At 69.2% G+C, this 18,527-nt stretch carries 19 protein-coding genes; 14 read left to right on the top strand and 5 right to left on the bottom strand.

The window, feature by feature from the left end:
• Positions 1–2 precede the first annotated feature (2 nt).
• Positions 3–1,865, top strand: coding sequence for a glutathione-regulated potassium-efflux system protein KefC (gene kefC / locus AC1RAD_RS25635; RefSeq protein WP_062479493.1), 1,863 nt, complete (start codon positions 3–5; stop codon positions 1,863–1,865).
• 9 nt (positions 1,866–1,874) lie between these two features.
• On the opposite strand, the gene AC1RAD_RS25630 is transcribed toward kefC, so the two are convergent.
• On the bottom strand, positions 1,875–2,825 hold the full coding sequence (locus tag AC1RAD_RS25630; protein ID WP_492737930.1) for a M14 family metallopeptidase: 951 nt from the start codon (positions 2,823–2,825) through the stop codon (positions 1,875–1,877).
• A 16-nt stretch (positions 2,826–2,841) separates the two neighbouring features.
• Entirely contained in the window at positions 2,842–3,843 is a 1,002-nt protein-coding gene (locus AC1RAD_RS25625; RefSeq protein ID WP_062479498.1) for a Bug family tripartite tricarboxylate transporter substrate binding protein, read from the bottom strand.
• 122 nt (positions 3,844–3,965) lie between these two features.
• On the opposite strand from AC1RAD_RS25625, the gene AC1RAD_RS25620 reads away from it, so the two are divergent.
• Positions 3,966–4,862, top strand: a complete 897-nt coding sequence (locus AC1RAD_RS25620; protein WP_159275422.1) for a MurR/RpiR family transcriptional regulator — start codon at positions 3,966–3,968, stop codon at positions 4,860–4,862.
• A gap of 3 nt (positions 4,863–4,865) precedes the next feature.
• Here AC1RAD_RS25620 and AC1RAD_RS25615 read toward each other — a convergent pair whose 3' ends face one another.
• A complete protein-coding gene (locus AC1RAD_RS25615; protein ID WP_070061956.1) occupies positions 4,866–5,741 on the bottom strand; it encodes an amidohydrolase family protein in 876 nt (291 codons plus the stop codon).
• 104 nt (positions 5,742–5,845) lie between these two features.
• Here AC1RAD_RS25615 and AC1RAD_RS25610 point away from each other — a divergent pair, with 104 nt between their 5' ends.
• Genes AC1RAD_RS25610 through AC1RAD_RS25585 form a run of 6 tightly spaced genes read left to right on the top strand, consistent with a single transcriptional unit; the run spans position 5,846 to position 12,555 of the window.
• On the top strand, positions 5,846–6,619 hold the full coding sequence (locus tag AC1RAD_RS25610; protein ID WP_062479508.1) for a crotonase/enoyl-CoA hydratase family protein: 774 nt from the start codon (positions 5,846–5,848) through the stop codon (positions 6,617–6,619).
• Positions 6,616–8,469: a feruloyl-CoA synthase gene (locus AC1RAD_RS25605; protein ID WP_492737928.1), complete on the top strand. Its 1,854-nt coding sequence runs from the start codon at positions 6,616–6,618 to the stop codon at positions 8,467–8,469. The genes AC1RAD_RS25610 and AC1RAD_RS25605 overlap by 4 nt, the downstream gene beginning before the upstream one ends.
• A 21-nt stretch (positions 8,470–8,490) precedes the next feature.
• Positions 8,491–9,255 carry an SDR family NAD(P)-dependent oxidoreductase gene (locus AC1RAD_RS25600; protein WP_492737926.1) on the top strand — a complete coding sequence of 255 codons (765 nt, stop codon included), beginning with the start codon at positions 8,491–8,493 and terminating at the stop codon, positions 9,253–9,255.
• Positions 9,256–9,289: 34 nt separating this feature from the next.
• Entirely contained in the window at positions 9,290–10,282 is a 993-nt protein-coding gene (locus AC1RAD_RS25595; RefSeq protein WP_492737924.1) for a Bug family tripartite tricarboxylate transporter substrate binding protein, read from the top strand.
• A gap of 5 nt (positions 10,283–10,287) precedes the next feature.
• Entirely contained in the window at positions 10,288–12,027 is a 1,740-nt protein-coding gene (locus tag AC1RAD_RS25590; protein WP_492737922.1) for an acyl-CoA dehydrogenase family protein, read from the top strand.
• Between the two features lie 36 nt (positions 12,028–12,063).
• A complete protein-coding gene (locus AC1RAD_RS25585; RefSeq protein ID WP_062479522.1) occupies positions 12,064–12,555 on the top strand; it encodes a MarR family winged helix-turn-helix transcriptional regulator in 492 nt (163 codons plus the stop codon).
• A gap of 16 nt (positions 12,556–12,571) precedes the next feature.
• On the opposite strand, the gene AC1RAD_RS25580 is transcribed toward AC1RAD_RS25585, so the two are convergent.
• Positions 12,572–13,225, bottom strand: a complete 654-nt coding sequence (locus AC1RAD_RS25580) for a TetR/AcrR family transcriptional regulator (protein ID WP_095951005.1) — start codon at positions 13,223–13,225, stop codon at positions 12,572–12,574.
• A gap of 121 nt (positions 13,226–13,346) precedes the next feature.
• Here AC1RAD_RS25580 and AC1RAD_RS25575 point away from each other — a divergent pair, with 121 nt between their 5' ends.
• From AC1RAD_RS25575 to AC1RAD_RS25555, 5 genes are all read left to right on the top strand, one after another.
• On the top strand, positions 13,347–13,790 hold the full coding sequence (locus tag AC1RAD_RS25575; protein ID WP_139699950.1) for a VOC family protein: 444 nt from the start codon (positions 13,347–13,349) through the stop codon (positions 13,788–13,790).
• A 46-nt stretch (positions 13,791–13,836) separates the two neighbouring features.
• Positions 13,837–14,364 carry an SRPBCC family protein gene (locus AC1RAD_RS25570; protein ID WP_492737919.1) on the top strand — a complete coding sequence of 176 codons (528 nt, stop codon included), beginning with the start codon at positions 13,837–13,839 and terminating at the stop codon, positions 14,362–14,364.
• Between the two features lie 47 nt (positions 14,365–14,411).
• Complete coding sequence (locus tag AC1RAD_RS25565) at positions 14,412–14,831, top strand: VOC family protein (RefSeq protein ID WP_062479535.1); 420 nt, start codon at positions 14,412–14,414, stop codon at positions 14,829–14,831.
• Between the two features lie 51 nt (positions 14,832–14,882).
• Positions 14,883–16,361: a DHA2 family efflux MFS transporter permease subunit gene (locus AC1RAD_RS25560; RefSeq protein ID WP_492737917.1), complete on the top strand. Its 1,479-nt coding sequence runs from the start codon at positions 14,883–14,885 to the stop codon at positions 16,359–16,361.
• A gap of 70 nt (positions 16,362–16,431) precedes the next feature.
• Positions 16,432–16,794 carry a DUF1428 domain-containing protein gene (locus AC1RAD_RS25555; protein WP_062479540.1) on the top strand — a complete coding sequence of 121 codons (363 nt, stop codon included), beginning with the start codon at positions 16,432–16,434 and terminating at the stop codon, positions 16,792–16,794.
• A gap of 6 nt (positions 16,795–16,800) precedes the next feature.
• Here AC1RAD_RS25555 and AC1RAD_RS25550 read toward each other — a convergent pair whose 3' ends face one another.
• On the bottom strand, positions 16,801–17,559 hold the full coding sequence (locus AC1RAD_RS25550) for a sulfite exporter TauE/SafE family protein (RefSeq protein WP_062479543.1): 759 nt from the start codon (positions 17,557–17,559) through the stop codon (positions 16,801–16,803).
• A gap of 175 nt (positions 17,560–17,734) precedes the next feature.
• Here AC1RAD_RS25550 and AC1RAD_RS25545 point away from each other — a divergent pair, with 175 nt between their 5' ends.
• Complete coding sequence (locus AC1RAD_RS25545) at positions 17,735–18,517, top strand: FadR/GntR family transcriptional regulator (RefSeq protein ID WP_070061946.1); 783 nt, start codon at positions 17,735–17,737, stop codon at positions 18,515–18,517.
• Positions 18,518–18,527: the final 10 nt, after the last annotated feature.

Genomic DNA, 18,527 nt, shown 5'->3' with positions numbered 1-18,527 from the left:
GCATGGAACACGCACCCGCCTGGCTGACCAGCAGCCTGATCTACCTGAGCGCCGCCGTGCTGGTGGTGCCGCTGTCCAAGGCCCTGGGCCTGGGTTCGATCATCGGCTACCTCGTGGCCGGCATCGCCATCGGCCCCTGGGGCCTGGGCCTCGTGTCCAGTGTCGAAGACGTGCTGCATTTCGCCGAGTTCGGCGTGGTGCTGATGCTCTTCCTCGTGGGCCTCGAACTCGAGCCCAAGCGCCTGTGGAGCCTGCGCCGCCCGATCTTCGGCTGGGGGTCTGCGCAGGTGCTCAGCTGCGCGGCGGTGCTGTTCGCCGTGGGCTGGGCCGTGGGCGCGCCGTGGCGCGTGGCGCTGGTGGCGGCGCTCGGGCTGGCGCTGTCGTCGACCGCCATCGCGCTGCAGGTGTTCGGCGAACGCAACCTGCTGAAGACGCCCAGCGGCCAGGCCGGTTTCTCGATCCTGCTGTTCCAGGACGTGGCGGCGATCCCGATCCTTGCGCTGCTGCCGCTGCTGGCCGGCGCCACCGCGGCCGAGCAGGCCGTGAGCGGGCTGGACCGCGCGCTCGAGGCGCTGAAGATCGTCGGCGTGATCGCCGGCATCATCCTCGGCGGCCGGCTGCTGCTGCGCCCGATCCTGCGCTGGATCGCGCGCAGCGACACGCCCGAGATCTTCACCGCCGCCGCGCTGCTGCTGGTGGTGGCCATCGCGGCGCTGATGCAGTTCGTCGGCCTGTCGATGGCGCTGGGCGCCTTCCTTGCCGGCGTGCTGCTGGCCGAGAGCGAGTACCGGCGCGAGCTCGAGACCGACATCGAGCCCTTCAAGGGCCTGCTGCTCGGGCTGTTCTTCATCGCGGTGGGCATGTCGATCAACTTCGGCGTGCTGCTGGCCAACCCAGGGGTCATGGCGTTGCTGGTGGTGAGCTTCCTGGTCATCAAGCTGGTCGTGATCTACGCGCTGGCCAAGGCCATGGGCCTGGCCTACCAGGAGCGGCCGGTGTTCACGCTGCTGCTGGCGCAGGGCGGCGAGTTCGCCTTCGTGGTGTTCCAGGCCGCCGGGCCCGACGTGCTGCCGCCGCAGACCACCTCGCTGCTGATCGGCGCGGTGGCGCTGTCGATGCTGCTGTCGCCGCTCTTGCTGGTGCTGCTCGACAAGTTCGTGCTGCCGCGCTACAGCCACGCCGGTGGGCCGCAGCTCGAAGAGATTTCGGAGCAGCAGGACGCCAAGGTGCTGATCTGCGGCTTCGGCCGCTACGGCCAGATCGTCGGGCGCCTGCTGATGTCGCAGGGCCTGCGCGTGACGGTGCTCGACCACGACGCCGACACCGTCGAAGGCCTGCGCCAGTTCGGCTTCCGGGTGTTCTACGGCGACGCCACGCGGCTGGACCTGCTGCGCACCGCGGGCGCCGGCACGGCGCGCGCCATCGTGGTGGCGGTGGACGACATCGAGCAGTCGCTGGACATCGTCGACCTGGTGCGCGAGAACTTCCCGCAGGCGCGCATCATTGCGCGCGCACGCAACGTGACCCATCTGTTCCAGCTGCGCGACCGCGGCGTGCAGGACATCGAGCGCGAGGTGTTCGAGTCGTCGCTGCGCAGCGCGCGCTCGGCGCTGGAGGCACTGGGCTGGCCGGCGGCCGAGGCGCGCGAGGCGTCGATGCGTTTCCGCCAGCGAAACCTCAAGCTCAGCGACGAGATCTACCCGCACTACAAGGACCGCGCCAAGCTGATCGCCGCCAACAAGGCGGGCCGCCAGCAGTTCGAGGAGCAGATGGCGCGCGAGCGCGAGGAGCGCAAGCTGCGTTCGGGCCAGGACTGGGACCGGCTCGGCGAGGACGAACCAGCAGGCGACGCGAAGGCGTCCTGAGGCCCCAGGTCAGACCGGCACGGTCAGGTACACGCCCTCGCGGCCGATCACTGGTGCGCGGGTCGGCATGAAGATCGTGCAGCCGTCGCAGGGCGAGCGGATCTCGCGCCCGGCCTGCACCGCGATCAGCTCACCCTGGTCGAAGGTCTCGAAGCCGAGCACGGGCCGCACGAAGGCGAAGTCGTCCGACGTGACCATGTGGACCTCGAGCAGCCGGAAGCGGCGCGCGACCACCGGCACGCGCGGCACCGGGTCGACGAGCCCGAGGTGGGCCAAAAAACGCAGCGACACGTCGGTGGCCAGGTCGGCCGCTGACTGCGCGAAGTGCTGGCCGCACTCGACCACCACCGCGCCGCCGTCGATGCCCGGCTCGCCGTGGCGGCTGTAGGCCGTGACGCCCGTGCCGGGCGCGGCGCCCACGGGCATCACGAGGTGCACCGCCGGGCCGCCGACGGCCTGCGCCAACCCTGCATTGCGTTCGAACTCCGGGTAGACCCAGAAGGGCTGCACGGGGGCGCGCGTCGAATGGATGTCCAGCACGTAGTCGGCCGCGTCGAGCACCGGCCGCAGCTCGCGCGCGCGGCGCAGCTCGGGGCTGTCTCCGGTGCCGTCGAGCAGCTCGGGCGACCAGATGCGGTTCAGGTTGTGCACCAGCTGGCGGTTCTCGTAGGGCCGGCCGATGTCGAAGGCCTCGTAGGCCTCGACGTTCGCGAAGCTCACGGTGAGCGTGCCGATCTTCGGGCGCACGCCGGTGTCGAGCAGGTGCGTGGCCGCGACCATGCCGCAGATCTCGTTGCCGTGCGTGAGCGCGTTGACGAGCACGTGCGGGCCCGGCTTGCCGGACGCGAAGCGGTGCACGTAGTCGATGCCGGTGTTGCCCTGGCGGTAGGCCGAGAGGTCGCGCGGCAGCACCTCCAAGGGTGCGGTGTCGGGAGCGAAAGTCGGCAGTGTCTGCGTCATGAAACCAGCCGCCCGCTCACTCGCCGCGGATGCCGGCGCGCTTGACCATCTCGCCGTACAGCGCGAGCCGCTCCGACATCATGGCCGTGAACTGCGCGGGCGACTGCGCCTCGGGCGCGAGCGAGCCGCGCGCCAGCAGCGCCTCGACCATCGTCGGCTGGTCGGCCACCGTGCGCACGGCCTTGTGCAGCGCGGCGATGACCTCGGGCGGCGTCTTCGCGGGCGCGGCCAGGCCGATCCACGAGGTGGTGTTCAGCACCGGATAGCCCAGCTCCGTGAAGGTCGGCACGTCGGGCAGCGCCGCGACGCGCGTGGGCGAGGCCACGGCCAGCGCACGCAGCTTGCCGGCCTGGATGTGCGGCAAAAAGGGCGCGAGGTTGTCCAAGCCGAACTGCACTTCGTTGGAGATCAGCGCGGTCACCAGCGGGCCGCCGCCGCGGTAGGGCACGTGCGTGGCGTTGAGCTGCAGCTGCGACTTCATCAGCTCCACGTTGAGCTGGCCCATGCTGCCCGGCCCGGCGCTGCAGAAGTTGAGCTCGCCCGGGCGCGACTTCACCAGCGCCACGAACTCCTTGAAGGTCTTGGCGGGCACGGCCGGGTTCACCAGCAACACGTTGATGGAGCGCGCGAGCTGGCTGATGGACAGGAAATCCTTGATCGGGTCGTAGCCCGGGTTGGCCTGCGTCAGCGGGTTGGCCAGGTGCGAGCTCTGCGACGACACCACGAGCGTGTAGCCGTCGGGCTTGGCGCGCGCCACCTGGGCGCTGGCGATGGAGCCGCCCGCGCCGGCGCGGTTGTCGATGACCACCGGCGTGCCCAGCGCCTTCGACAGCGGCTCGGCATACAGCCGCGCGATCAGGTCGACCGAGCCGCCGGCCGGGAACGGCACCACCAGCGTGACCGGGCGGGCCGGAAAGGCCTGGGCGCGCGCGGACAGGGGCAGCAGCGCCGCCGTCAGGCCGGCGCCGAGGATCTCGCGCCGACGCAGGGCGGGCACGGCGGGGGTGGTGGAACGCATGGCAAGGTCTTTCTGCAGAAGAAGCGGGCAATCGGGCGGACAGGTCCGGCCGAAATCGTGCATTCATTTTTGCAAGGAGGCCCTATTTTTGCAATACTCGTTGCAAACATGAGGTTTCTCCGATGCCGCACGCAGACACCCCCGCCGCCCCCAGCCTGAACCAGCGCATCTCGGGCTATGGCAAGAAGCTCACGAAAAGCGAGCGACGCCTGATCGAGGAATTGCAGGCGCACCACCCGCAGGGGCTGCTCGAATCTGCAACGAGCCTTGCAAGAAAGGTGGGCACCAGCGCCTCGACCGTGGTGCGGCTGCTCGCCAAGCTGGGCTACGAGAGCTACGCGCAGGCGCAGATGGAGGCGCGCGCCGAAGTCACCGCCCTGCTCGCCTCGCCCGCCACGCGCGCCGACGCGGTCATCGGCGACGACACCTCCGTGCGCAGCTGCCTGGACAACGCGCTGCTGCACGACCAGCACAACCTGGCCGCCACCTTCGCGGCGCTCGACGTGGGCGCGTTCGAGGCGGCGGTGAAGCTGCTCACGCAGCGCAAGGTGCGCGTGCACGTGCTCGGCCAGCGCAACGGCCTGCCGCTGGCCAGCCACCTCGCGCTGAACCTGAACCTGTGCCTGCCCGACGTGCGGCTGCTGGGCGGCGCGGGCGCGCTGCCGCTCGAAGACCAGCTGCTGCGCATCGACGACAACGACCTGCTGCTCACGCTCACCTTCCGCCGCCACTCGCTCGCGATCGCGCGCACGGCGGCCTACTTCCGCGAGAAGGGCGCGAAGGTCGTCATGGTCACCGACAGCCCCACGGCGCCCGCGGCGGCCTCGGCCGATCACCTGCTGCTGGTGCGCACCTCCAGCGCCTCGCCCTTCGATTCGTACACGGCAGCGCTGTCGGTCTGCAATGCATTGATCACGGCGGTGGCGCAGCGCCGCAAGAAGGAGCTGGCCGCCGTGTTCGAACGCGGCGCGGCGCTGTGGGAGCCGCACTGGAACGAAGCGGCGCCGCGCGCCGCCTGAGCCTCAGGCCGCCGGGGTTCCGAGCCCCAGCAAGCGCACCGCGTTGTCCTTGAGGATGCCGGGCATCACCTCGGGCTTGAAGCCGGCGGCCTCGAAGTCCTTCATCCAGCGGTCGGGCGTGATCAGCGGGTAGTCGCTGCCGAACAGCACGCGGTCCTTGAGCAGCGTGTTGGCGTACTGCACCAGCTGCTTCGGAAAGTACTTGGGGCTCCAGCCCGACAGGTCGATCCACACGTTGGGCTTGTGCGTGGCCACGCTCAGCGCCTCGTCCTGCCAGGGAAAGCTGGGGTGGGCCATGACGATCTGCATGTCGGGGAAGTCGATGGCCACGTCGTCCAGGTGCATCGGGTTGCTGTATTCGAGCCGCAGGCCACCGCCGCAGCGCATGCCCGAGCCGATGCCGCTGTGGCCGGTGTGGAAGATGGCCGGCAGCTTGTACTCGGCGATCACCTCGTAGATCGGCCAGGCCATGCGGTCGTAGGGGTGGTAGCCCTGCACGGTGGGGTGGAACTTGAAGCCCTTCACGCCGTGTTCCTCGATGAGCCGGCGCGCCTCGCGCGCGCCCATCTTTCCCTTGTGCGGATCGACGCTGCCGAAGGCAATCATGATGTCGCTGTTCTGCGCCGCGGCCTCGGCGATCTCCTCGTTCGGGATGCGGCGGCGGCCCATGTTCGACTCGGCGTCGACCATGAACATCACCAGCCCGATCTTCCTTTCACGGTAGTACGCCACGCTCTCGGCGATGGTGGGGCGGCGGTTCGAGCCGAAGAACTTGTCGGCCGCGCGGTCGTATTCCTCGCCGTAGTTGTCGAAAGGGTTCCAACAGCTCACTTCGGCGTGGGTGTGGATGTCGATCGCGATCAGGTTCCGTGGGTCCATGTCGTTGTCTCCGGTTCGGGTAAGTCCCTAGGTTTCGGGAGGCTCCAATGCCTTGAATTGATTATTTCTCATAACCATAATCCAACGCAACCCCGCACACCATCATGACCAATCCAGACCTCCACCTCGACATCCGCGACGACGTCGCCATCGTTCGTCTCACGCGCGGCGCCAAGCGCAACGCGCTGTCCGACGGCCTGATCCTCGCGCTGCGCGACACCTTCGAGACGCTGCCCGCCACGGTGCGCGCGGCCGTGCTCGACGGCGAGGGCCCGCATTTCTGCGCCGGCCTGGACCTGAGCGAGCTCAAGGAACGCGACGCCGGCCAGGGCATGCAGCACTCGCGCCTGTGGCACAGCGCGCTCGACCTGATCCAGCACGGCCCGGTGCCGGTGGTGGCGGCGCTGCACGGCGCGGTGGTCGGCGGCGGGCTCGAGCTGGCCAGCGCCTGCCACATCCGCGTGGCCGACCGCTCCACCTTCTACGCACTGCCCGAAGGCTCGCGCGGCATCTTCGTGGGTGGCGGCGGCTCGGTGCGCATCCCCAAGCTGATCGGCGTGGCCCGCATGACCGACATGATGATGACCGGCCGCGTCTACAACGCCGAAGACGGCGAGCGCGCCAACTTCGCGCAGTACCTGGTCGACGAGGGCACCGCCTTCGACAAGGCCCTGGAGCTCGCCAAGCGCATCGCCACCAACGCGCCGCTCACCAACTACGCGCTGATGCACGCCCTGCCGCGCATCTCCGAGCAGTCGGCCGACCACGGCTTCTTCACCGAGGCGCTGATGTCGGGCATCGTCCAGGCCGCGCCCGAAGCGAAGGCACGCGTGCGCGACTTCCTCGAAGGCCGCGGCGCGAAGGTGAGCAAGGGATGACCGCCGTCCGCTACCGCCCGCTGGCCTTCGGCGTGACGCGCGCGGTGCTGCGCGACGGCGCGCCGGGCACGCGCTACCTCACGGCCGAGACGCCGCTGCAGGCCTACCGCGAGCGCATGACCGACCGGCTCGCGCACTGGGCGCAGGTGGCGCCCGATCGCACCTTCATCGCGCGCCGCGAGCGCCTGCCCGACGGCCGCACCGGCGACTGGCTGCGCGTGAGCTACGCGCAGGCGCTGGAAGAAGCGCGCGGCATCGGACAGGCCCTGCTCGATCGCGGCCTGAACGCCGAGCGCCCGGTCGTGATCCTCAGCGAGAACGGCATCGAGCACGCGCTGCTCGCGCTGGGCTGCCTCTACGCCGGCGTGCCCTACTGCCCCGTGTCGCCGCCCTATGCGATCGTGAGTCAGGACTACGACAAGCTGCGCCACGTCATCGACACGCTCACGCCCGGCCTGGTGTTCGCGGCCGACGCCGCGCGCTTCGCCAAGGCCATTGCAGCCACCGTGCCGGCCGGCACCGAGGTCGTGCTCGCCGAAGGCACGCTCGAAGGCCGCGCCACCACGCGCTTCGACGTGCTCGCCGCCACGCCGGCCACGCCCGCCATCGACGCGGCGATGCAGGCCACCGGCCCCGACACCATCACCAAGTTTCTTTTCACCTCGGGCTCGACCAAGATGCCCAAGGCGGTGATCAACACGCACCGCATGTGGTGCGCCAACCAGCAGCAGCTGCGCCAGTCGATTCCCGCGCTGGGCGACGAGCCGCCCGTGCTGGTCGACTGGCTGCCCTGGAACCACACCTTCGGCGGCAACCACAACGTGGGCATCGTGCTGGACAACGGCGGCACGCTGTTCATCGACGACGGCAAGCCCACGCCCGCCGGCATGGCCGAGACGCTGCGCAACCTGCGCGAGATCGCGCCCACCATCTACTTCAACGTGCCCACCGGCTTCGAGGCGATTGCCAACGCGATGGAGAGCGACGCCGTGCTGCGCCGCAACCTGCTGTCGCGCGTGAAGATGTTCTTCTACTCGGGCGCGGCGCTTGCGCAGCCCGTGTGGGACAGCCTGCACCGCACGCAGGAATCGGAAGTCGGCGAGCGCATCGTGATGGGCACCGGCCTGGGCATGACCGAGTCGGGCCCCTTCGCGCTGTACGTGACCGGCCCCGACGTGAAGTCGGGCGACGTGGGCCTGCCGGCCGCCGGCATCGAGCTCAAGCTGATCGAGGTCGACGGCAAGACCGAGGTGCGCTACCGCGGCCCCAACATCACGCCCGGCTACTGGCGCGCGCCCGAAGCCACCGCCGAGGCCTTCGACGACGAAGGCTTCTTCTCCACCGGCGACGCGGTGAAGTGGATCGACGACCACGACATCCACCGCGGCCTGCGCTTCGACGGCCGCATCGCCGAAGACTTCAAGCTCGCCACCGGCACCTTTGTGAGCGTGGGCCCGCTGCGCGCGAAGATCATCGCGGCCGGCTCGCCCTATGTGCAGGACGCGGTGCTCACGGGCATCAACCTGAAGGAAGTCGGCGCGCTGATCTTCACTACGCAGAAGGTGCGTCAGCTCGCCGACCTGCCCGCCGACGCCCCGCTGCAGCAGGTGCTCGAAAGCGCTCCCGTGCAGGCGCACTTCCAGCAGGTGGTGGACACGCTCGCGGCCGGCGCCACCGGCAGCGCCAACCGCATCGCGCGGCTGCACCTGATGGCCGAGCCGCCGTCGATCGACAAGGGCGAAGTGACCGACAAGGGCTCCATCAACCAGCGCGCCGTGCTCAAGCACCGCGCCGCGCTGGCCGATGCGCTGCACGGCGACACGCTGCCTTTCACGCTCAAGCCCCGCTAACCCCATCCAGGAGACACACCCATGAAGATCGAAGGACAAGCCGCACTCGTCACCGGCGGCGCCTCGGGCCTCGGCGAGGCCACCGCGCGCGAACTCGCACGCCTGGGCGCCAAGGTCGCGGTGCTCGACCGCAACGCCGCACTCGCAGAGAAAGTGGCCGCCGAGATCGGCGGCGTCGCCTGCACCTGCGACATCACCGACACCGACAGCGTGAACGCCGCGCTCGACAAGGCGCAGGCCGCACACGGCCCCGCGCGCATCCTGATGAACGTCGCCGGCATCGGCAGCGCCAAGCGCATCGTCGGCAAGGACGGCAACCCCGCGCCGCTCGAAGACTTCGTGCGCGTGGTCAACATCAACCTGATCGGCGGCTACAACATGGCGCGCCTCTTTGCCGCGCGCTGCGCCAAGCTCGACGCGCTCGACAACGGCGAAAAGGGCGTGATGCTCTTCACCGCCTCGGTCGCAGCCTTCGACGGCCAGGTGGGCCAGCAGGCCTACAGCGCCTCGAAGGGCGGCCTCGTCGGCATGACCCTGCCGATGGCGCGCGACCTCGCGCAGCACGCCATCCGCGTGTGCACCGTGGCGCCCGGCCTCTTCGCCACGCCGCTGCTGCTGGAGCTGCCCGAGCCGGTGCAGCACTCGCTGGCCGCGTCGATCCCGTTCCCGCCGCGCCTGGGCAAGCCGTCGGAGTTCGCCGAGCTGGCCTGCCACATCGTGACCAACGGCCATTTGAACGGCGAAGTGATTCGCCTCGACGGCGCCCTCCGAATGGCGCCGCGCTGATTCCCGCCCCCGCAGACAACCAGGAGACAAGACCATGACCACCCGACGCCAATTCACGGCGGCGCTCGGCGGCACCGCCGCGCTCGCCGCATTGCATCCCCTTGCCGCACTCGCCCAGGCGGTGCAGCAGCAGGTGAAGATCTACTACGGCTTTCCCGCTGGCAGCGCGGGCGACAGCGTGGCACGCCGCGTGGCCGACAAGCTGGGCAACACGCCCTTCACCGCCACCAACCCGGTGGTCGAGAACAAGCCCGGCGCGGGCGGACGCATCGCGCTCGACACGCTCAAGACCTCGCCGGCCGACGGTTCGGTGCTGTGCCTCGCGCAGGCCTCGGCGCTGTCGATCTACCCGCACATCTACACCAAGCTCAGCTACGCCATCTCCGACTTCGCGCCCATCTCCATCGGCGCCGTCATGACGCACGGCCTGGCCGTCGGGCCGATGGTGCCGGCCAGCGTGAAGACGCTGAAGGACTACATCGCCTGGGCCAAGGCCAACCCCGGCCAGGCCAGCTACGGCTCGCCGGGCGCGGGCTCCACGCCGCACTTCCTGGGCGCGCTGCTGGGCCTGAGCACCGGCACCGACCTGCGCCACGTGCCCTACCGCGGCTCGCTGCCCGGCATCAACGACGTGGTGGGCGGCCAGATCGCCTCGTGCCTGACGCCCGCCGGCGACTGCCTGCCCTTCGCCAAGGCCGGCAAGCTGCGCGTGCTCGCCACCTCGGGTGCGCAGCGCCCGGCCTACCTGCCCGACGTGCCGACCTTCACCGAGCAGGGCTTCCCCGAGATCGTGGCCGACGAGTGGTTCGGCTTCTTCGCACCCGCGAAGACGCCGGCCGCGACCATCGCCGTCGCGAGCACCGCGATCCAGGCCGCGCTGAAGGACAAGGCCGTGGCCGACGGCCTGCTGTCGGTCGGCCTGATCGCGCACGGCTCCTCGCCCGAGGAGATGAAGAAGTCGCTGCAGTCCGAGTACGAACGCTGGGGCCCGCTGGTCAAGAAGATCGGCTTCACCGCCGAGTCCTGAACCCCATGCATTACCAGCCCCGCCCCGAAGACGTCTGCTTCCTGTTGAACGCGGTGCTCGATGCACCCACGCGCCTGCGCGCACTCGCGCCCTTCGCGGAGGTCGACGAGCCGCTGCAGTCGCAGGTGCTCGAAGAAGCCGCGCGCTTCGTCGGCGAGGTGATCGCGCCGCTGAACCGCGAGGGCGACGAGGTCGGCTGCCGCTTCGACAACGGCGAGGTCGTCACGCCACCGGGCTTTCGCGCGGCCTACCAGGCCTTCGTGGAAGGCGGCTGGCCTGCCCTTTCAGCCGCCACCGAAGACGGCGGCCAGGGCCTGCCCGCGGTGCTCGAGACCATCCTCTACGAATGGCTCAGCGCCGCGAACCACGGCTTCACCATGGCGCCGGGGCTGCTGCACGGCGCATACGCCTGCCTCAAGCACCACGGCAGCGACGAGCTGAAGAGCCGCTACCTGCAGAAGATCGCGACCGGCGAATGGCTCGCGACCATGTGCCTCACCGAAGCGCATGCCGGCAGCGACCTCGGCCAGGTGCGCACGCGCGCCACGGCGCAGGCCGACGGCAGCGTGCGCGTGAACGGCAGCAAGATCTTCATTTCAGGCGGCGAGCACGACCTCACGCCGAACATCGTGCACCTCGTGCTGTGCCGCCTGCCCGATGCACCGGCAGGGCCCAAGGGCCTGTCGCTGGCGCTCGTGCCCAAGGTGTTGCCCGACGGCGCACGCAACGCGGTGCACTGCGAGCGCATCGAGGAAAAGATGGGCCTGCACGGCAGCCCGACCTGCACCATGCGCTTCGACGACGCCACCGGCTGGCTGGTCGGCGAACCCGGTCGCGGGCTGGCCGCGATGTTCGTGATGATGAATGCGGCGCGCCTGCATGTGGCGCTGCAGGGCATCGGCCTGCTCGACGCCGCCTGGCAGAAGGCCGACGCCTACGCCGCCGAGCGCCGCCAGATGCGCGCACCCGGCGCCGCGCCCGCCAGCCGCGGCACGGAAGCGGCCGACCTGATCGCCGAGCATCCGGCCGTGCGCCGCATCCTCGACACCCAGCGCGCCTGGATCGAGGGCTCGCGCGCGCTGGCCTACCGCAGCGCGCTGATGCTCGACATCGCCACGCACGACAGCGACGCCAAGGCCCGCGAGCGCGCGCAGCGCTGGTGCTCGCTGGTCACGCCGGTGCTCAAGGCCGCCTGCACGCACCAGGCCTTCCACGGCGCGAGCGACTGCCTGCAGGTGCTCGGCGGCCACGGCTACGTGCGCGAATGGGGCGTGGAGCAGGTGGTGCGCGACGCGCGCGTGACCATGATCTACGAGGGCACCAATGAGATCCAGGCCATCGACCTGCTGGTGCGCAAGGTGCTGCCCGACGGCGGCGCGGCGCTGTCGGCCGTGCTGCTTGAGCTGCGCGACACGCTCGACGCCTCGCGCGAGGCCGATGCCGACGTGCAGCGCCGGCTGGCGCAGCTGCGTTACCTCGGCACCACGGTGGCGATGGCGGCGCATGCCAACCCCGTGCTGCCTTACGAGGTGGCGGACGACTTCCTGCGCGTGACCGCCCTCACGCTGATGGCATGGGCCTGGGCCCGCATCGAGGTGGCCGCGCCCGACGATGCGGATCGCCTTCGCGCCGCGGCGGCCTTCCGGCGCTGGGTGCTGCCCGAGTTCGAGATGCGCCTGGGCATCGTCAAGCGGGCTTGTGAGGGTGTCGCACTGGCGCATTCCGCACAAGAGGCGTCACGCTAGTTGTTCGAGAAAGCAACGCGCGGTTACGCTCGCCGCATGCCTCCTCCCGCGAAAACACCGTCCGCCAAAACCGAATCCGCCGCTGCGCCGTCGCCCCGCACGGACCGGCTCGACGCCCGCGTGCTCGAAGGGCTGGTCGGCTACAACGCCCGGCGCGCCTGGCTGATCGTGAGCACCGTGTTCGCCGACCGCATGGCGCCCTACGGCCTCAAGCAGATCGACTTCTCGGTGCTCTCGCTGCTGGCGCACAACCCGGGCGCCACCTCGCGGCAGCTGTGCAACACGCTGGACATCCTGCCGCCCAACCTCGTGAGCCTGGTGGCCACGCTGGATGGCCGCGGCCTCATTGAACGCCGCCCGCATCCGCACGACGGCCGCGCCGTCGGCCTGCACCTCACGCCGGCCGGCGAGACGCTGATCCGCGAGGCAGAGCAGGCCGTGGTGCAACTGGAAACCGAAGCCAGCAGCCGCCTGAGCACGCGCGAGCGCGAGACGCTCATCAAGCTGCTGCAGAAGATCTATCTCTGAGCACTGAGCGCCGCCGTTACAGGCCGCGTTCCACCATGTCGATCAGGCGCTGCCCCAGCGCGTGCGTGGCCGCCGCGTCGACGCCGCGCAGCGGGCCGTCGATGATGAGCAACGCCAGCCCGTGCACCGCCGACCACGCGAGGTATTCGGCGCCCGGGCGCCGCGCCGGGTCGAGCAGGCCCGCGTCCACGAGCCGGTCGACGGCCGCGCCCAGCAACTCGAACGGGTTCATGCCGCTGGCGCCCGCGCCGTCGGGACCGACGTCGCCCTGCGCGTCTTCCGACACCACGAAGGCCGTGCGAAACAGCCCCGGCTGCGCCTGCGCAAAGCGCAGATAAGCGGTGCCGATGGCGCGCACCTGGGCGCGCGCGAAGTCGGCGGGCGGCTGGTCGCAGGGCAGCACGGCGAGCTCGCCCTCCATCGCCTTGGCCGCCTCCGACAGCGCCGCGGCGCGCACCGCCAGCAGCAGGTCGTGCCGGCTCGCGAAGTGGCGATACGCCGCGTTCGGCACCACGCCCACGCGGCGCGTGGCCTCGCGCAGCACCACGGCACTGGGGCCCCCGTCCCGCGCCAGTTCGATGCCCGCATCCAGCAGCGCACGGCGCAGGTCGCCGTGGCGGTAGGTGCTGCGCGCGGGCGGCAGGCTTTCGGGAACGTTGTTGAGCTTCATCGCGACTCCATGTGGACACTGTCCATTATCTCTGCTATTCTTTGTGGACGGTGTACACAAAGTAATTCCATTGTTTTCGCGCAGACCCGTTGTGCCCGTGAACCAACCAAAAGGAAACGCCATGAAAGTCCAGTCTTACCTGTCCTTCGAAGGTCGTTGCGACGAAGCGATTGCCTTCTACAAGAAGGCGCTTGGCGCCGAAGTCGTGCAGCTGATGCGCTACAGCGAGGCGCCGGCCACCGGCGGCCCCGAGGGCAACCCCGACGCCGGCTGCGCCGGCGGCATGCCCGGCCCTGACAAAGTGATGCATTCGGTCTTGCGCATCGGCCAGACCGAGCTCATGCTGTCCGACGGACGCTGCTCCGGCCAAGCCGAGTTCAAGGGAATCATGCTGTCGCTGTCGGCCGACAGCGACGCCGACGCCCGCAAGTGGTTCGACGCACTGGCCGACGGCGGCCAGGTGATGCAACCGCTGATCCCGACCTTCTTCACCACCAGCTTCGGCATGCTCAGCGACCGCTTCGGCGTGGGCTGGCTGCTGGTGGCGGACCCGGCCGCCGCGTGATGCGCGAGGGCCTGCTCTTCACTCTTCCCACACGCTTTTTTTCATCATGCTCAAGACCATCGTCCTCGCCGTCCTCGCGCTGATTGCCGCGCTGCTCATCTACGGCGCCACACGGCCCGACAGCTTTCGCGTCGAGCGCACCACGCGCATCGAGGCGCCGGCCGAAAAAATCTTTCCGCTGATCGACGACTTCCACCGCTGGAGCGCGTGGTCGCCCTACGAGAAGCTCGACCCGGCCATGAAGCGCAGCTACGGCGGCGCCGCCAGCGGCAAGGGCGCCACCTACGCCTGGGAAGGCAACAGCAAGGCGGGCGCGGGCACGATGGAAATCACCGAGTCGCAGCCCTCGTCGAAGGTCGCGATCAAGCTCGACTTCGTGAAGCCCTTCGAAGGCCACAACACGGCCGAGTTCACGCTGCAGCCGCAGGGCGGCGCCACGCAGGTCACCTGGGCCATGTACGGCCCGAGCCCCTACATGGCCAAGCTCATGGGCATCTTCTTCGACATGGACCAGATGATCGGCAAGGACTTCGAGGCGGGCCTGGCCAATCTGAAGAGCGCAACCGAAAAGTAAACGCCTCCTTCCCTCATCGACTCACCTCACTCATTCAAGGAACTCTCATGTCCCCCATCAACGCTTACCTCACGTTCGACGGCAACGCCGCCGAGGCCATGCGCTTTTACGAGAAGACGCTGCGCGGCACCATGCAGATGATGATGACCGTCGGCGAAGCGCCCGACACCGAGCAGATGCCGGCCGAGGCCAAGAAGCGGATCATGCATGCGTCGCTCACCTACGGCGACGGCATCCTCATGGCCTCCGACACCATGCCGGGCCAGCCCTTCGAAGGCATGAAGGGCTTCGGCGTGGCGCTCACGCTCGACACCGTGGCCGAGGCGCGGCGCATCTTCGACGCCTTCGCCGACGGCGGCTCGATCGGCATGCCTTTCGAGAAGACCTTCTGGGTCGAAGGCTTCGGCATGGTGACCGACCGCTTCGGCACGCCGTGGCTCATCAACGGCGGCAAGGCGCTGGTCTGAGCACGGAGCCGCCTCTCTCTACTTTTCCCTTCTTCGCAGGAAGCACCTTCCATGACCGAAACCCTCGACAACCGAAAGCGCTGGCTCGCCCTGATGGTGCTGTGCCTGGGCGTGCTGATGATCGTGCTGGACACCACGATCGTGAACGTGGCGTTGCCTTCGATCCGCACCGACCTCGGCTTTTCCGAGACGTCTCTGGTCTGGGTGGTGAACGCCTACATGCTGACCTTCGGCGGCTTCCTGCTGCTGGGCGGTCGGCTGGGCGACCTGTACGGCCACCGCCGCGTGTTCCTCGCGGGCCTGGTGCTGTTCACGCTGGCCTCGCTGGCCTGCGGGGTCTCGACCTCGCAGGGCCTGCTGGTGGCGGCGCGCGCGGTGCAGGGCCTGGGCGGCGCGGTGGTGTCGGCCGTGGCGCTCTCGCTCATCATGAACCTGTTCACCGAGCCGGCCGACCGCGCCAAGGCGATGGGCGTGTACGGCTTCGTGTGCGCGGGCGGCGGCAGCATCGGCGTGCTGCTGGGCGGGCTGCTCACGAGCACGCTGAGCTGGCACTGGATCTTCCTGGTCAACCTGCCGATCGGCGTGGCGGTGTATGCGCTGTGCGTGGCGCTGCTGCCCAATGCACGCGGCCATGCGCACGGCGAGAAGCTCGACGTGGCTGGCGCCATCACCGTCACCTCGTCGCTGATGCTCGCGGTGTACGGCGTGGTCAACGGCAACGAAGCGGGCTGGGGCTCCACGCAGACGATGGGCCTGCTCGGCGCGGCCGTGGTGCTGCTGGCCGTCTTCATCGCCATCGAGGCGCGCGTGCAGCATCCGCTGATGCCGCTGGGCCTCTTCAAACTGCGCAGCGTGTCGGTGGCCAACGTGGTCGGCGTGCTGTGGGCCGCGGCCATGTTCGCGTGGTTCTTCATCTCGGCGCTGTACATGCAGCTGGTGCTGCAGTACACGCCGATGCAGATCGGGCTGGCCTTCCTGCCGGCCAACGTGATCATGGCGGTGTTCTCGCTGGGCCTGTCGGCCAAGATCGTGATGCGCTTCGGCATCCGCAAGCCGCTGGCGGCGGGGCTGTGGCTCGCGGCCCTCGGGCTGGCGCTGTTCGCGCGCGCGCCGGTCAACGGCAGCTTCGTGCTCGACGTGCTGCCCGGCATGGTGCTGCTCGGCCTGGGCGCGGGCATGGCCTTCAACCCGGTGCTGCTGGCGGCCATGAGCGAGGTCGACCCGGCCGACTCGGGCCTGGCCTCGGGCGTGGTCAACACCGCCTTCATGATGGGCGGCGCCCTGGGCCTGGCCGTGCTGGCCAGCGCCGCGGCGGCACGCACCACCGCCATGGCCACCGCCGGCGCGCAGATGCCGCTGGCGCTCACCGGTGGCTACAACCTGGCATTCCTGGTCGGCGCCGTGTTCGCGGCGGCGGCGGGTCTGATCGGGGTCTTGCTGCTTCGCCCGGCCTCGCCGGGACACACCCAAAACAACAACAACGAAGCAGCGTCGGCCCCGGGCGCGGCGGGCGAGACGGCGTCGCCGTGAACGCGACGGCGCCATGCAGCCCCCGCTTTTTCTTTTTCAACGTTTCTATCCCCTATTCAGGAGAACAGACATGGCTCGTTATGTAGACGGATTCATCGTCGCCATTCCCACCAAGAACGTCGAGGCCTACCGCAAGCTCGCGCGCAAGGCCGGCAAGGTCTGGATGGAGTACGGCGCGCTCGAGTACGTGGAGTGCATCGCCGACGACGTGAAGCCCGGCAAGCTCACGTCGTTCCCTCAAAGCGTGAAGCTCAAGGCCGACGAGACCGTGGCCTTCTCGTGGATCACCTACAAGTCGCGCAAGCACCGCGACACGATCAACAAGAAGGTCATGGCCGACCCGCGCCTGGAGGCCATGATGGACATGAAGAACCTGCCGTTCGACGGCAAACGCATGATCTTCGGCGGCTTCAAAAGTATTGTGGAACTCTGAACATGCTCAGGCCAGGAAGCCGTCGTAGACGAGCTTGAGGCCTGTCAGCAGCATGCCCAGATAGACGAAGCGATAGAACCACGTCGCATCGATGCGGCGTGCGATGCGGATGCCGATCCACACGCCCAGCGGTGCGATCGGCATCAGCACGAGCGAGGTGGCCAGCGTGCGAAAGTCGAGCAGGCCGAGCCACGCATAGGGAATCCACTTGCTGAGATTCACCACGAAGAAGAAGTAGGCCATCGTCGCCGTGAACACCACCGGCTTGAGCTTCAGCGGGATCACATAGGCATTGATCGGCGGCCCGCCCGCATGCGCGATGAAGCTGGTGAAGCCCGACACGGTCGTCAGCACCGCGCCCACCGCGCGCGACGGCAGCGGGTCGTTGGGCTTGGGCGGAAACAGCAGGCGCTGCGCCAGAAACACCAGCGTGAACACGCCCACGATGCCCGCCACCGTGTGGGCCGACAGCACGCGAAACAGCAGCGTGCCGATCACCGTGCCGACCAGCCCGAACGGAATCAGAAATTTGAGCAGCGAGCGGTCGAAGTCGCGCCGGAACGCGGCCAGGCCGAGCAGGTCCATGAGCAGCAGCAGCGGCATCAGGATGGCCGCCGCCTGCGGCACGGTGACGGCCAGCGCCATCATCGGCACGGCCAGCGACCCGAAACCGGCGCCGAAGCCGCTCTTGCTGATGCCGAGCAGCAGCACGGCGGGGACGGCGACCGCGTAGAACGACGGGTCGGTGATGAGGGGAAAAACCATGGGAAAACCAGCAGCGCAGAAAAAAGCCCGCCAGGGGCAGGCGGGCCGTCGGGGAGCGTAGCAGGAAGCCCGGATTCCTGCCGGCGGCCCGCCCGGCACACGCCTCACGGGACAACCCGCTTGACAGCGTTTTCGAGATTTATGACATTTATGATCATAAATAGACGGAACGCAGATGCCCCCTTCCCAACCCAAGCCTTCGCTCACGCGCGACAAGCGCGTGAAGCGCTCCGACCAGGTGGTCGACAACATCAAGCGCTGGGTCGTGCAGACCCAGCAGCAGGTCGGCAACAAGCTGCCGCAGGAGAAAGAGCTGATCGAGCAGCTCGGCGTGTCGCGCGGCACGGTGCGCGAGGCACTGGCCGCGCTGCAGGTGCAGGGGCTGGTCGCGATCAGCACCGGCCCCAACGGCGGCGCCACGCTCACGCAGGCCTCGTACGAGCAGTGCCTGCAGGCGGTGTCGAACTTCCTGTACTTCCAGCCCGTCGACATCACGATGCTGTACGCGCTGCGCCGCGTGGTCGAGCCCGAGCTGGCCGCCAACGTGGCCACGCGCCTCACCGAGGCCGACCTGGCCGCGCTGGAGGCGCTGATCGGCCACAGCCACCCGGCGCACGGCGGCAGCGCCGACTGGAACGAGCGCCGCGAGGCCGACCTGCTGTTCCATGACCGCCTGGCCGAGGCCTGCAGCAGTCCCTTCCTGGCGCTGGTGTGCCGCCTGCTCAACGACGTGATCCGCCGCGTGATCATCGTGCGCAACGCGCTCACCGAGTTCGACCAGTTCGACGAGGAGATCGTCGACAGCCACACCGAACTGCTCGACGCGCTGCGCGCCCGCGACCCCGCGCGTGCGCGCGAGGTCATGCGCGTGCACATGGAACACGCCGAAGCCCTGGCCCTGGAGGCCGAATCCCGCGTCGACCGCGGCAGCCTGCTCATGAAGAAACCGACCGGCTGACGCCCGCGCG

The sequence above is a fragment of the Variovorax sp. GW823-FHT04B03 genome (genome assembly GCF_058796495.1).
Note: the sequence above shows the minus strand (reverse complement) of the source record. Positions and strands in the feature narration are given on the sequence as shown.

Bases quoted from the DNA above. Each gene is read 5' to 3' on its own strand.
- kefC (WP_062479493.1), top strand. From the start codon at position 3: ATGGAACACGCACCCGCCTGGCTGACCAGCAGCCTGATCTACCTGAGC.
- AC1RAD_RS25630 (WP_492737930.1), bottom strand. From the start codon at position 2,825: ATGACGCAGACACTGCCGACTTTCGCTCCCGACACCGCACCCTTGGAG.
- AC1RAD_RS25625 (WP_062479498.1), bottom strand. From the start codon at position 3,843: ATGCGTTCCACCACCCCCGCCGTGCCCGCCCTGCGTCGGCGCGAGATC.
- AC1RAD_RS25620 (WP_159275422.1), top strand. From the start codon at position 3,966: ATGCCGCACGCAGACACCCCCGCCGCCCCCAGCCTGAACCAGCGCATC.
- AC1RAD_RS25615 (WP_070061956.1), bottom strand. From the start codon at position 5,741: ATGGACCCACGGAACCTGATCGCGATCGACATCCACACCCACGCCGAA.
- AC1RAD_RS25610 (WP_062479508.1), top strand. From the start codon at position 5,846: ATGACCAATCCAGACCTCCACCTCGACATCCGCGACGACGTCGCCATC.
- AC1RAD_RS25605 (WP_492737928.1), top strand. From the start codon at position 6,616: ATGACCGCCGTCCGCTACCGCCCGCTGGCCTTCGGCGTGACGCGCGCG.
- AC1RAD_RS25600 (WP_492737926.1), top strand. From the start codon at position 8,491: ATGAAGATCGAAGGACAAGCCGCACTCGTCACCGGCGGCGCCTCGGGC.
- AC1RAD_RS25595 (WP_492737924.1), top strand. From the start codon at position 9,290: ATGACCACCCGACGCCAATTCACGGCGGCGCTCGGCGGCACCGCCGCG.
- AC1RAD_RS25590 (WP_492737922.1), top strand. From the start codon at position 10,288: ATGCATTACCAGCCCCGCCCCGAAGACGTCTGCTTCCTGTTGAACGCG.
- AC1RAD_RS25585 (WP_062479522.1), top strand. From the start codon at position 12,064: ATGCCTCCTCCCGCGAAAACACCGTCCGCCAAAACCGAATCCGCCGCT.
- AC1RAD_RS25580 (WP_095951005.1), bottom strand. From the start codon at position 13,225: ATGAAGCTCAACAACGTTCCCGAAAGCCTGCCGCCCGCGCGCAGCACC.
- AC1RAD_RS25575 (WP_139699950.1), top strand. From the start codon at position 13,347: ATGAAAGTCCAGTCTTACCTGTCCTTCGAAGGTCGTTGCGACGAAGCG.
- AC1RAD_RS25570 (WP_492737919.1), top strand. From the start codon at position 13,837: ATGCTCAAGACCATCGTCCTCGCCGTCCTCGCGCTGATTGCCGCGCTG.
- AC1RAD_RS25565 (WP_062479535.1), top strand. From the start codon at position 14,412: ATGTCCCCCATCAACGCTTACCTCACGTTCGACGGCAACGCCGCCGAG.
- AC1RAD_RS25560 (WP_492737917.1), top strand. From the start codon at position 14,883: ATGACCGAAACCCTCGACAACCGAAAGCGCTGGCTCGCCCTGATGGTG.
- AC1RAD_RS25555 (WP_062479540.1), top strand. From the start codon at position 16,432: ATGGCTCGTTATGTAGACGGATTCATCGTCGCCATTCCCACCAAGAAC.
- AC1RAD_RS25550 (WP_062479543.1), bottom strand. From the start codon at position 17,559: ATGGTTTTTCCCCTCATCACCGACCCGTCGTTCTACGCGGTCGCCGTC.
- AC1RAD_RS25545 (WP_070061946.1), top strand. From the start codon at position 17,735: ATGCCCCCTTCCCAACCCAAGCCTTCGCTCACGCGCGACAAGCGCGTG.